The sequence below is a fragment of the Escherichia sp. 10290 genome (assembly GCF_030295155.1).
In the GTDB taxonomy this organism is placed as follows: Bacteria; Pseudomonadota; Gammaproteobacteria; order Enterobacterales; family Enterobacteriaceae; genus Escherichia; species Escherichia coli_F.
Map to the genome: position 1 here is coordinate 3,615,777 of NZ_AP025741.1, position 12,797 is coordinate 3,628,573.

At 47.3% G+C, this 12,797-nt stretch carries 10 protein-coding genes, 4 tRNA genes and 1 pseudogene; 7 read left to right on the forward strand and 8 right to left on the reverse strand.

Translation table 11 applies throughout. From position 1 onward, the window contains the following. Positions 1 to 38 precede the first annotated feature (38 nt). Together csdA and csdE are read left to right on the forward strand one after the other, a co-directional pair. Positions 39 to 1,244, forward strand: a complete 1,206-nt coding sequence (gene csdA, locus QUE74_RS18325; protein WP_001354935.1) for a cysteine desulfurase CsdA — start codon at positions 39 to 41, stop codon at positions 1,242 to 1,244. Next, positions 1,244 to 1,687 (forward strand): cysteine desulfurase sulfur acceptor subunit CsdE, encoded by a 444-nt coding sequence (gene csdE / locus QUE74_RS18330; protein ID WP_000184287.1) that lies wholly within the window; start codon positions 1,244 to 1,246, stop codon positions 1,685 to 1,687. The genes csdA and csdE overlap by 1 nt, the downstream gene beginning before the upstream one ends. Positions 1,688 to 1,737: 50 nt before the next feature. Here csdE and tcdA read toward each other — a convergent pair whose 3' ends face one another. Together tcdA and mltA are read right to left on the reverse strand one after the other, a co-directional pair. Next, positions 1,738 to 2,544 (reverse strand): tRNA cyclic N6-threonylcarbamoyladenosine(37) synthase TcdA, encoded by an 807-nt coding sequence (gene tcdA / locus QUE74_RS18335; protein ID WP_000117725.1) that lies wholly within the window; start codon positions 2,542 to 2,544, stop codon positions 1,738 to 1,740. Positions 2,545 to 2,620: 76 nt separating this feature from the next. After that, on the reverse strand, positions 2,621 to 3,718 hold the full coding sequence (gene mltA, locus QUE74_RS18340) for a murein transglycosylase A (RefSeq protein ID WP_000678652.1): 1,098 nt from the start codon (positions 3,716 to 3,718) through the stop codon (positions 2,621 to 2,623). A gap of 208 nt (positions 3,719 to 3,926) precedes the next feature. On the opposite strand from mltA, the gene QUE74_RS18345 reads away from it, so the two are divergent. The 4 genes from QUE74_RS18345 (at position 3,927) to QUE74_RS18360 (ending at position 4,333) form a co-directional block, all read left to right on the forward strand. After that, a tRNA-Met gene (locus tag QUE74_RS18345) sits at positions 3,927 to 4,003 on the forward strand. 33 nt (positions 4,004 to 4,036) lie between these two features. Further along, positions 4,037 to 4,113: transfer RNA gene (locus tag QUE74_RS18350), tRNA-Met, on the forward strand. Positions 4,114 to 4,146: 33 nt separating this feature from the next. Continuing rightward, positions 4,147 to 4,223 (forward strand) — tRNA-Met (locus QUE74_RS18355). A gap of 33 nt (positions 4,224 to 4,256) precedes the next feature. Continuing rightward, positions 4,257 to 4,333 (forward strand) — tRNA-Met (locus tag QUE74_RS18360). Positions 4,334 to 4,411: 78 nt separating this feature from the next. Here QUE74_RS18360 and QUE74_RS18365 read toward each other — a convergent pair. The 6 genes and pseudogenes from QUE74_RS18365 to amiC all read right to left on the reverse strand — a co-directional run bounded on the left by QUE74_RS18365 (position 4,412) and on the right by amiC (position 11,150). Beyond that, entirely contained in the window at positions 4,412 to 5,359 is a 948-nt protein-coding gene (locus QUE74_RS18365) for a phosphoglycerate dehydrogenase (protein WP_001360927.1), read from the reverse strand. A 70-nt stretch (positions 5,360 to 5,429) separates the two neighbouring features. Then, complete coding sequence (locus QUE74_RS18370) at positions 5,430 to 6,026, reverse strand: KpsF/GutQ family sugar-phosphate isomerase (protein ID WP_001089171.1); 597 nt, start codon at positions 6,024 to 6,026, stop codon at positions 5,430 to 5,432. Positions 6,027 to 6,028: 2 nt separating this feature from the next. Further along, positions 6,029 to 7,204: a MalY/PatB family protein gene (locus QUE74_RS18375; RefSeq protein ID WP_000382403.1), complete on the reverse strand. Its 1,176-nt coding sequence runs from the start codon at positions 7,202 to 7,204 to the stop codon at positions 6,029 to 6,031. Then, positions 7,204 to 8,784 carry a PTS transporter subunit EIIC gene (locus QUE74_RS18380; RefSeq protein ID WP_000810572.1) on the reverse strand — a complete coding sequence of 527 codons (1,581 nt, stop codon included), beginning with the start codon at positions 8,782 to 8,784 and terminating at the stop codon, positions 7,204 to 7,206. The genes QUE74_RS18375 and QUE74_RS18380 overlap by 1 nt, the downstream gene beginning before the upstream one ends. Before the next feature lie 31 nt (positions 8,785 to 8,815). Beyond that, positions 8,816 to 9,639 (reverse strand): annotated as a pseudogene (locus QUE74_RS18385) (PRD domain-containing protein). 257 nt (positions 9,640 to 9,896) lie between these two features. Beyond that, positions 9,897 to 11,150, reverse strand: coding sequence for an N-acetylmuramoyl-L-alanine amidase AmiC (gene amiC / locus QUE74_RS18390; protein WP_000016907.1), 1,254 nt, complete (start codon positions 11,148 to 11,150; stop codon positions 9,897 to 9,899). 230 nt (positions 11,151 to 11,380) lie between these two features. Between amiC and argA the strand changes: the two genes are divergently transcribed. Further along, on the forward strand, positions 11,381 to 12,712 hold the full coding sequence (gene argA, locus QUE74_RS18395; RefSeq protein ID WP_000237940.1) for an amino-acid N-acetyltransferase: 1,332 nt from the start codon (positions 11,381 to 11,383) through the stop codon (positions 12,710 to 12,712). Positions 12,713 to 12,797 lie beyond the last annotated feature (85 nt).

The window sequence follows — 12,797 nt, forward strand, 5'->3', positions numbered from 1 at the left end:
TTTTGCGTCACGATCGGTGCATCAAGCCGAGGAGTACCATGAACGTTTTTAATCCCGCGCAATTTCGCGCCCAGTTTCCCGCGCTACAGGATGCGGGCGTCTATCTCGACAGTGCCGCGACCGCGCTTAAACCTGAAGTCGTGGTTGAAGCAACCCGACAGTTTTACAGCCTGAGCGCCGGAAACGTCCATCGTAGTCAGTTTGCCGAGGCCCAACGCCTGACCGCGCGTTACGAAGCTGCACGGGAAAAAGTGGCGCAATTACTGAATGCACCAGATGACAAAACTATCGTCTGGACGCGTGGCACCACTGAATCCATCAACATGGTGGCGCAATGCTATGCCCGTCCGCGTCTGCAACCGGGCGATGAAATTATTGTCAGTGTGGCAGAGCATCACGCCAACCTCGTCCCCTGGCTGATGGTCGCCCAACAAACCGGAGCCAAAGTGGTGAAATTGCCGCTTAATGCGCAGCGGTTGCCAGATATCGATTTGTTGCCTGAACTGATTACTCCCCATAGTCGGATTCTGGCGTTGGGCCAGATGTCTAACGTCACTGGCGGTTGCCCGGATCTGGCACGAGCGATTACCTTTGCTCATTCAGCCGGGATGGTGGTGATGGTTGATGGTGCTCAGGGGGCGGTGCATTTCCCCGCGGATGTTCAGCAACTGGATATTGATTTTTACGCTTTCTCTGGTCACAAACTGTATGGCCCGACAGGGATAGGCGTACTTTACGGCAAACCAGAACTGCTGGAAGCAATGTCGCCCTGGCTGGGCGGCGGCAAAATGGTTCACGAAGTGAGTTTTGACGGCTTCATCACTCAATCTGCGCCGTGGAAACTGGAAGCAGGAACGCCAAATGTCGCTGGCGTAATTGGGTTAAGCGCGGCGCTGGAATGGCTGGCAGATTACGATATCAACCAGGCAGAAAGCTGGAGTCGCAGCCTGGCGACGATTGCAGAAGAGGCGCTGGCAAAACGTCCAGGCTTTCGTTCATTCCGCAGCCAGGATTCCAGCCTGCTAGCCTTTGATTTTGCTGGCGTTCATCACAGCGATATGGTGACGCTGCTGGCGGAGTACGGCATTGCCCTGCGGGCCGGGCAGCATTGCGCTCAGCCGCTACTGGCAGAATTAGGCGTAACCGGCACACTGCGCGCCTCTTTTGCGCCATATAATACAAAGAGTGATGTGGATGCGCTGGTGAATGCCGTTGACCGTGCGCTGGAATTATTGGTGGATTAATGACGAACCCGCAATTCGCCGGACATCCGTTCGGCACAACCGTTACCGTAAAGACGTTACACGAAACTTTCGCGCCGTTGACTCAATGGGAAGACAAATATCGTCAGCTAATTATGTTGGGGAAACAGCTTCCAGCTTTGCCAGACGAGTTAAAAGCGCAGGCTAAAGAGATCGCCGGATGCGAAAACCGCGTCTGGCTGGGATATACCGTGGCTGAAAACGGCACGATGCATTTCTTTGGCGACAGCGAAGGACGCATTGTGCGCGGCCTGCTGGCGGTGTTGTTGACTGCCGTTGAGGGGAAAACCGCCGCCGAATTGCAGGCACAGTCGCCGCTGGCATTGTTTGATGAGCTGGGATTGCGTGGGCAACTTAGCGCCTCTCGCAGTCAGGGGTTGAATGCGTTAAGCGAGGCGATTATCGCGGCGGCGAAGCAGGGTTAAGCGCAAAACCAGGTCGGATAAGACGTTCACGTCGCATCCGACCTGATTGTTTACCCCTGACGCGCCGCTTTCACCATCATCTTCCTCAACGCATGAGAAACCGCAACAAAACCAAAGGTGGCGGTCACCATCGTCGCCGCGCCAAATCCAGATGCACAATCCATCCGCTTCGGCCCTTCTGCCGTGGCTTTCATCGCGCACACCGTACCGTCTGACTGCGGGTACACCAGCGCTTCGGTAGAGAACACGCAATCCACGCCGAGCTTACCTTTGCTGTTTTTCACTACGCCAAAATCGCTTTTCAGGCGCTCGCGCAACTTCGCCGCCAGAGGGTCCTGAATCGTTTTCGCCAGATCGGTAACCTGAATCTGCGTCGGATCAATCTGCCCACCAGCACCACCAGTCGTGACCAGAGGGATTTTATTGCGCCGACAATAAGCAATCAGCGCCGCTTTGGGTCGCACACTATCAATGGCATCAATCACGTACGAATAACCGGCACTCATATATTGCGCTACGTTATCCGGCGTCACGAAGTCATCTACCACCGTTACACGGCACTCCGGGTTAATCTGGCGAATACGCTCCGCCATTACTTCCGCTTTGGCCAGCCCGACGTTATCTCGCAGCGCGTGAATTTGCCGATTGGTATTAGTGACGCACACATCATCCATATCGATAAGTGTGATTGCGCCAATCCCCGTACGCGCCAGCGCTTCCGCCGCCCAGGAACCGACGCCACCGATACCGACCACACAAATATGCGCATCAGCAAACAGTTGCAACGCTTTTTCACCATACAGACGCGCAGTGCCACCAAAACGCTGACGCCATGCATCACTAATTACCACAGACATAGCACCTCAGAATTAAAAAGGGCGAGGTTATCCCTCACCCTGTCGTATCCGTCAAAACGGTATACAGAATAACACATCAGCCGCTAAAGACGTTACCTGCGCCCGGGGCGGTTTTCAGCACCCAAACACGTCCATAGTGGTTGTACCAACCTGCGCGGTGTCCGGCTTCCGGCCCGATACCTTGATAAATATCGAAGTGTTGGCCTTTGATTGCACCACCGACATCCAGCGCCACCATCAGCCGCAGTTCGTACTGACCGTTAAATTTGCCGTTATTATCCAGCAGCGGCACTTCTGCCAGTAAAGTTGTACCAGGCGGGATAATGGAACGATCGGACGCAACTGAAGCGCGACCAACCAGCGGCACCGCACTTGCCCCTTTCACCGGAGCAAAAGATTGCGGTTTAAAGAAGACGAAAGACGGGTTCTGTTCCAGCAGCTCGCGAACCTCGGCTTCACTGTGTGTTTCACCCCAGTGACGAATCGCCTGCATCGACATATCTTCTTTTTTCACTTCGCCACGGTCAATCAGCACCTTACCAATACTGCGATAGGCATGACCATTCTTTCCGGCATAGCTGAAGAAGTTAAGCGGACTGCCATCACCAAAATCGATATACCCGCTACCCTGCACATCCATAATGAAGTTATCCATCAGAGAGTTGCTGTAAGCGAGGATGTATTTATCGCTCAATGCTCCCGCGTAGATCTCAGCACGAGACGGCAGACGACCACGTTTTGGCGGCATACGGTAAATAGGATACTGGAACTCGCCCTGACGGGTATGGCGCGCCTGAATGACAGGCGTGTAATAGCCCGTAAACTGCACGTTGCCATAGTTGTCGGCACCTTCCATCTGCCAGGCGTCAATGCCGAACTGACGCATATTGCGGGTATCACCGCCTGCGCGTAGCCACTCCTGCACCGCATTATAAACATTACTCTGGTTGCCATACAGACGCGGTGACGAAGTACGGATATGGTTAATTTGCTCGGCAAAATCACCGGCGTTAATTGGCGCGCCAACGGCATCTGGCTGGTTTACCAGAGAGAAAGGCTGGGTAAATTTCCCGTCTTTATATTGCTGTCCGCGATCGGTTGGTTTGGAAGAGCAGGCGGCAAGCATTGCCACAACCGTGCCCATAAGAAGGTACTTTACCCAACGTCCTTTCATTGTTCTCTTCTTCAGTTTAAAAAATAAGGCGCAATGAAGATAACAAACCGCCGCGTTTAATGAAATGAGCAGCCTCTCCCTGACGCAAATTTTGCACAAAAAACAGGCTTTAGTGATTTGTTTTTGCTCAAAATCATACCAAATCCGTGATCTGGGTAAAAAAAAGGTTGCATGAAAACGCGAGCGGAGTATAGTGCGCATCCACGGACGCGGGGTGGAGCAGCCTGGTAGCTCGTCGGGCTCATAACCCGAAGGTCGTCGGTTCAAATCCGGCCCCCGCAACCAATTAAAATTTGATGAAGTAAAGCAGTACGGTGACGCGGGGTGGAGCAGCCTGGTAGCTCGTCGGGCTCATAACCCGAAGGTCGTCGGTTCAAATCCGGCCCCCGCAACCAATTAAAATTTGATGAAGTAAAGCAGTACGGTGACGCGGGGTGGAGCAGCCTGGTAGCTCGTCGGGCTCATAACCCGAAGGTCGTCGGTTCAAATCCGGCCCCCGCAACCAATCAAAATTTGATGAAGTAAAGCAGTACGGTGACGCGGGGTGGAGCAGCCTGGTAGCTCGTCGGGCTCATAACCCGAAGGTCGTCGGTTCAAATCCGGCCCCCGCAACCAACACTTATGATGCTGATAAACCGCAATATGTTTCACAGATTGCGGTTTTTTTGTACCTGAAATCTTCCTTAGCTGAACTCACAGCACGTTTTTTATCTCCCTTCCTGCAAAGAAATCTATTATCGACCTGGCAACGTATATCCCGGTTTGCTGGTATGACTCAACGGTGGCGGCCGCAATATGCGGCGTTGTAATGATATTCCTGGCATGTAGCAATGGGCTAAATTGCGCTAGCGGTTCAGAGCTAAACACATCCAGTGCTGCAAAAACATTTCGTTCTTCAATTACCTGAAGTAAAGCACTCTCATCCAGCAACTTTCCCCTTGCGGCGTTGATGATAAGAGCACCATTGCGCATCATCGACAAATATTTATGACTAATGAAGTTCTCCAGCTCCGGAGAAAATGGCAAAAGAACGATGATGACATGAGACTGCATAAAGATATCTTCAATTGATACGAACTGAACTCCATCTTTGCCTGCGGCCTGGAAATCGGGTTGTTTGTCAAAAGCTAAAAGCTCAACATCAAAACCAGATAACCTTTTCGCCAGTGTTTTGCCAATATTGCCGTAGCCAAGCAGGCCAATACGTTTACCTTGTAACTCGCAGCCATGCGACTCGCCCCAATAACCATTTTGCATCGCATGATAGCTACCGGGGATATTTCTCATGCTCGCAAAAATAAGACCAATGATAAATTCCGCGACTGCATTTGAATTAATCCCAACAGCATTATTGACCACAATACCTGATTGTCGAGCCGTATGAAGATCAATATTATCAATCCCTGTCCCGAATCTCGATATTATTTTCACTCCTGGTAGTCGCGATAACGTATCCGCTTGATAACAATCTTTTCCGGCAATGACTGCGCAAATAGATTCTCGTAATACTGTGGATTCTGATTTAACCAGATGCTCCACATTATTCTTGATAATAAGGTTAAAATGATTTTCTCTTAGCAGCTTGCTGGCAGAAACACAACGCGCTGAAAAGCTGGGAACGGTGACCAGAACGTTTTTCATAGCTGACACTCACATCAATGAACGCCACCCCAAAAGATGGCGTGACCGGTTACTGTTTTATATTCTAAAATTATGAGTTTGCTTTAATACCGAGCGCACCTCCTGGATGATATAAGCCGAAATCAGCACAAGTAAACTTTTTCAATTCGGAGAGCGCAAGCGCCACCGCATCACCAACAACCAGAACGACTGTTGATGAGCATGACGGCGCTAAACCTAAATTATCCGCCTCACTTTTTACGGGAATTTCAACGGATAAATCACAACTTATCGCAAGCGATGAGCGATGACTGCGGGTAAAGGAGATCAAATAATTACCCATTTTTTTCAGACTAGGTAGTGTTGCCAGGATTTCTGTCGTCTCACCACTGTTTGAAATAAGAATAACAACATCATCTTTCGCCACCATCCCAAGATCGCCGTGTACGGCTTCAGTACCGTGAACAAAAAACGAGGGAGTTCCAGTGCTGGCAAATGTTGCGGCGAGTTTTCGGGCAATAATACCGGACTTACCGACACCAATAAAAACAACTTTCCCCTGACAAGACTGTAATACTTTAATTAAATTTGCGACCTCCGAAAGGGGGGAATCAATAACTTCTTCAACTGCTTTATGTTCGTTACGCATAAAATGTTTAATGAGATGGATAAGATCCGTGCTGTTCATTTTTATTTTCCTTGATTAATATTTTTAATTACACTCGCAAGACGCGTAAGCCCCATATATAATTTTTCTCGACCGCAGGCCAGGTTCAGACGAAGGTAGCCCTCCCCCTCCGTTCCATAGACATTCCCCGCCATAATGCCCACTTTGCCTTCATGAATTAATCGACTGTAGAATTCATCAAAGGGATAACCAATAGCAGAGCAATCTATCCACGAAAAATAGCAACCATCAGCAGGCCTTACAATCAATTCTGGAGTATTTTCGTTCAGATACTGCTGGGTGAATTGAATGTTAGAGGCAATATGTGCCTTTAATGACTTTAACCATCCCTCACATTCGTTATAGGCAATAATAGTTGCAATTATATTCAGTACGGATGGGGAGTTTACAAAATCGCGATATCTTGATATCGTCCTGAACTTATGATTAAAATTATCGTCAGTTGAAATCATATACGATCCTGTTAGCGCAGGAACATTAAATGTCTTCGATATCGAATTAAACACCACTACTTTTTCTTTTTTTATTTTAAGCGCAGATGTAAAGCTACGATTAAAAACAAAATCACTGTGAATTTCATCTGAACATAACCAGACATTATGTCTTGCACAGCTTGCAGCGATTTTATGCAGCTCTTCTTCCGACCAGACGGTTCCTGTCGGGTTATGAGGATTACATAATAACACCATCTTTGCGCTTTGAATCTTAAGATCAAAATCTTGCCAATTGATAGCGTAGCCCCCCTCATTTTTTATAATCAAAGAGGCTGTCAGAATATTTCTCTCGCTATGTTTAATTATATCAAAAAATGCATTATAGACAGGTGTAAAAACGAGAATATTATCACCATGCGATGTCAATAACTCTATTGCTTTAGCAATGGAGTACATCACGCTTGGGCTATAGGTGATCCATTCTGGTTTGATTTCAGTTTTATATTGTTGATGATACCAATTGACTATCGCATTCAGATAGTCATCATGCTGCCAACGGCTGTACCCTAAAATCGGGTGTTCCAGACGTTTTCTTAATGCCCTGATGATAGCTTCCGGTATCGGAAGATCCATATCTGAAATAGAGAATGGTAATACATCTTTTACACCAAATCTGTCCTCGCAAAAGTCCCATTGGGTACAATATGTTCCTTTGCGGGAAATAGGAGTATTAAAAACATCCATCAGCATATCCCCATGTAGTTATCCATATCCCGACGCAAGGCGATGACTTTAGTACCGATAATGACTTGTAGGGTATTTTGATCAAGTTTAACAACCGCAATTCCGCCAGCTCTTTTTATTGCTGCCTCGTCAATCAATCCCATATCTGCGATTGTTAAACGTAAACGAGTTACGCAATTATCCAGGGATTTAATATTCTCTTTACCACCAAGTGCCTTAACCATCTGCTCCGCTGCTTGCAGCTCTGATTTATCAAGCGTTGGGATATCCGCTATAGCCGTATCCTCATGAGCGTTCAGCGTGACAGGACTGGACTCTTCACGGCCTACCGTCATCAGGTTAAATTTGAGAATAGTCCAACGGAACACAAAGTAATAAATAAAGAAATAGGCCACTTCGACACACACCGCTATTGGCCAACCTGTTCTTGTGCCACGCAATACGCCAAAGCTAATAAATTGAATCAGATCGCCAGTAAATCCCATCTTCACGCCCATATATGGCAAGACCATGTTGGCGAATCCATTCATAAAAGCATGGAAGACAAATAGCAGTGGACTGACAAATAAGAACAGAAACTCAATCGGTTCGCTGACGCCGCCAATAATGACTGTAAGCACCCCGGAAATAAGCAATGCTTTGATAGCTTTTCTGTTTTGAGCATGAGCAGTGCGATACATCGCCAGCGCGGCACCAGCCAGACCATACTGAATCATCAGTTTGCCCTGTTCCATTTTCCCCGCCAACTCCAGCGGAATGACCGCATTCTCTTTGACGTACGCCATAAACATGTTCAGGGTGCCATAATACTCTTCTCCGCCGATCACTGCCGATCCGCCGATGGGGGTAAAGCGGAAAACTGACGTCACCAGGTGATTTAAACCAAAAGGTATCGTCACGCGTTCGGCGACTGCATAGAAAAAATAGCCAACAGGACCGGAAGTTGAAATCCAGTGGCCAATGAGCATGAAAAGATTGAAAAATGGCGGCCAGATAAAAGGGATGATCAGACCAAATCCACTCATCACAATCAGTGTAATAATAGGCACCAGGCGTGGGCCACTATAAAATCCTAATGATTCAGGAATACGTAAGTTAACGATCTTTTTATACATACTGGCGACTAATAATCCTGCTATAATCCCACCCAACACACTGGTATTGTAGGACTGGATTCCCAGAATAATGGTTTGCCCATGTGTCGACATTTGATCAGCAGCGACCAATAAGTCATGTTGTTTAAGATAAAAGTTCGTTCCCAGATGCATCGCCATGAAACCAATTAAGCCAGAAAAAGCGCCATAGGCTTTATCCTCTTTCTCTTTTAATAACCCCAGAGGTATAGCTATCGCAAACAATACAGGTAAATTGACAAAGGCAAACAAACCAAGGCTAACAATAAAATCAAGAATGGTTTTAATTACGGGAATAGCCAGTAGTGGAATTAATTTTGCCATATCATCGCTGGCTAAACCACTTCCTAGCCCTAACATCATGCCACATACACTTAGCAGAGCGATGGGATACATAAATGCCTTTCCCAGGCTCTGAAAAAAACTCCAGGCTTTCTTTTGTTTCATGCGGGTTATCTCATATAAATGTTATATATAATCAGTCCATTAATACTTTGGTGCGAATAGAGAGATATAGTTTTTCTTCCAAAATCAATTCATATTTAAAAGTGGCGTACAAATACCTTTCAATTTCATGAATTGCGCGCTGTAACAGAATGTCTTTCTCAAGAAACTGTTCATAGAGATCACCAATATCTTTCTGTTTTATTTTTTCATTGCATAATACGCGACTTGAAAAATATTTAAGGTGTATCATGAACCTGGAATAATTAAATGAACTTCTGTCCACCTTTCTGTTATAAACAACTTCAATAAGCCCCGTGATTATTTGCGACAACTCAATAATCCGTACTGATTCATAATCAACTGAATTCTCATAATTATTTAAAATATGCAATGCTATAAAACCAATCTCATCATCAGGAAGTTGAACGCTGAATTGCTCATTAATGATAGTTAATGCATCGCGACTTATCGCATACTCTGCTTTGTACAACGCTTTGATTTCATCAAGGAAAACATTATTAATTTGTATGCCTGAAGCGACTCGGGATATTGCATTCGAAATATGATCAGCAAGAATCAATAGTAGCGATGGATTGAGATTTTTTTCGAGATTGTTCTCCGCATATTGCACTATTTATTCGGCAACAAAAATATACTCAATATCCACATGCTCAATCAATTTGTAGAGTTTATTTTTTTGTTCATTTCTGACATAAAAAATCCGGTTAGCCGGATGCTCAGGGACCGACATTCCATATTTTTTTTGTAACCGACGCCAGGCCCAGAAATGATAACCTCCTGTCCATTCATCGATGCCTGTACACAATTATTGTTCATGACTTTTTCGATGATCATTCCATAGCTCCAAAAAAAAAGGCAAGGCACGTCAGAAGTAATAATTACTTCAAACATTGCCTTGCCTGATTTAACAGTTACAAGATGATTAACTAATGCATATACATTACACGGAATTGTGCTTAATTAAAGAGATGGTCGGCTTATTTTTCAAGCCGACATTCAAATATTCGACATCAGTCACAAAACCAACGTCTAATATTCAGGTAAATATTATCTATTCAACGAAATATAAATTCATTGAATAAATAAAAACATTATCCCCTTCTCGCCAGCGTCGCCCCATCGGCAAAATACGCTTTTATCCCTGCGAGGATTGATTCCGCAACTTCCTGCTGGAAGGTTGCCGTTTTCAGTTTACGTTCTTCCTCAACGTTACTGATAAACGCCGTTTCGACCAAAATAGAGGGTATATCAGGCGCTTTCAGCACGGCAAACCCGGCTTGTTCAACCTGATTTTTATGCAGCTTGTTGATTTTACCGAGCTTATTCAACACAGCTTTACCAAACTTCAGACTGTCGGCAATGGTCAGCGACTGCACCATATCGAACATAGTATGGTCGACATAACGGTCGCCGCTCTTACTCACGCCACCAATCAAGTCCGAGGCGTTCTGAGTTTGCGCCAGATATTTTGCCGCGGTACTGGTTGCACCTTTGGTAGAGAGCGCAAACACAGAGGAACCGCTCGGCTGGCGACTGGTAAAGGCATCGGCATGAATAGAGACAAACAAGTCAGCACGCTGTTTCTGTGCTTTTGCTACGCGCACTTGCAACGGAATGAAGATGTCTTCATTACGGGTCATGTAAACTTTCATATTGCCCTCTTTCTCAATCAGAGAGCGCAAACGGCGGGCAATTTGCAATACCACGTCTTTTTCACGCGTTTTGTATTTCCCCACCGCACCGGAGTCTTCGCCGCCATGGCCAGGGTCAAGCATAATGACAATCGGACGATCGCGCCCTGCTTTGCCTGGCTGCGGGCCACTCTGCGCAGGCGGCACCTGCTTTTCGAGATCGCCTTTATTGTAATCCTCCAGCAGCGCCAGCAGCGGGTCCTGCATGTCCTGAGCATTGGCAGGATAGAGATCCATCACCAGACGCTCTTTAAACCCGGCGACCGGAGCAAGGGCAAACAGCTGCGGTTTTACGTTTTGCTTTAACTCAAAAACCATCCGCACGGTTTGCGGGTCAAACTGCCCGACGCGCGCCGACTTAATGAACGGGTCATCAGCACGAATTTGTGCCGCCATCCCCTTGAGCACTGAGTTCAGGTTTACATCTTCGATATCCACCACCACGCGTTCAGGGTTACTCAACGCGAACTGCTTATATTTCAGCTGACGATTAGATTCTACCGTCACACGGGTGTAGCTGGACGCAGGCCAGACGCGCACCGCCACGACCTGGCTGACCGCAGCCAGACTGACCTGACTTACGCTCAATAGCCACATGGCACCCGCGCCTTGCAGTAAACGACGACGGCTGATTGCTGTGTTGGATCCCGACATGCATCTCCCGAGCAAAAAAATCTAAGCTGTGTAACAAATAAACGACTAATTTGACCGGAAACTTTAGCGAAAGACGCATAATCTGTCATCTAATAAACGGTAAACATTCTTTTTATATTCACGGCATTACTGATAAAAAAGTTGCTCATGCGTAAAATTTGCACTTGCACCCAGTGAAAAAACAGAATAAAAATACAATAATTACGAATAATCATGCAAAGAGGTGTGCCGTGGTGAAGGAACGTAAAACCGAGTTGGTCGAGGGATTCCGCCATTCGGTTCCTTATATCAATACCCACCGGGGAAAAACGTTTGTCATCATGCTCGGCGGTGAAGCCATTGAGCATGAGAATTTCTCCAGTATCGTTAATGATATCGGGTTGCTGCACAGCCTCGGCATCCGTCTGGTCGTGGTCTATGGAGCGCGCCCGCAGATCGATGCGAATCTGGCAGCGCATCACCACGAACCGCTATATCACAAAAATATACGCGTGACCGACGCCAAAACACTAGAACTGGTGAAGCAGGCTGCGGGAACATTGCAACTGGACATTACTGCTCGCCTGTCGATGAGTCTCAATAACACGCCGCTGCAGGGCGCGCATATCAACGTCGTCAGTGGCAATTTTATTATTGCCCAGCCGCTGGGCGTGGATGACGGTGTGGATTACTGCCATAGCGGGCGTATCCGGCGGATTGACGAAGATGCGATTCATCGTCAACTGGACAGCGGTGCGATAGTGCTGCTGGGGCCGGTCGCGGTTTCAGTCACTGGCGAGAGCTTTAATCTGACCTCGGAAGAGATCGCCACTCAACTGGCCATCAAACTGAAAGCTGAAAAGATGATTGGTTTTTGCTCTTCACAGGGCGTCACTAATGACGACGGCGATATTGTCTCCGAGCTTTTCCCTAACGAAGCACAAGCGCGGGTAGAAGCTCAGGAAGAGAAAGGCGATTACAACTCCGGTACGGTGCGCTTTTTGCGTGGTGCGGTGAAAGCCTGCCGCAGCGGCGTACGTCGCTGTCATTTAATTAGTTACCAGGAAGATGGCGCGCTGTTGCAAGAGTTGTTCTCACGTGACGGTATCGGTACGCAGATTGTGATGGAAAGCGCCGAGCAAATTCGTCGCGCAACAATCAACGATATTGGCGGCATTCTGGAGTTGATTCGCCCACTGGAGCAGCAAGGTATTCTGGTACGCCGTTCTCGCGAGCAACTGGAGATGGAAATCGACAAATTCACCATTATTCAGCGCGATAACACGACTATTGCCTGCGCAGCACTCTATCCGTTCCCGGAAGAGAAGATTGGGGAAATGGCCTGTGTGGCCGTTCACCCGGATTACCGCAGCTCATCAAGGGGCGAGGTTTTGCTGGAGCGCATTGCCGCTCAGGCGAAGCAAAGCGGATTAAGCAAATTGTTTGTACTGACCACGCGCAGTATTCACTGGTTCCAGGAACGTGGATTTACCCCGGTGGATATTGATTTACTGCCCGAGAGCAAAAAGCAGTTGTACAACTACCAGCGTAAATCCAAAGTGTTGATGGCGGATTTGGGGTAAGTGGTGGAAATCGCCAGATGCGACATGCGCAATGCCTGGAGGCATGATAAACACGCTAGCATCGCATCAGGTATTGACGCTCATC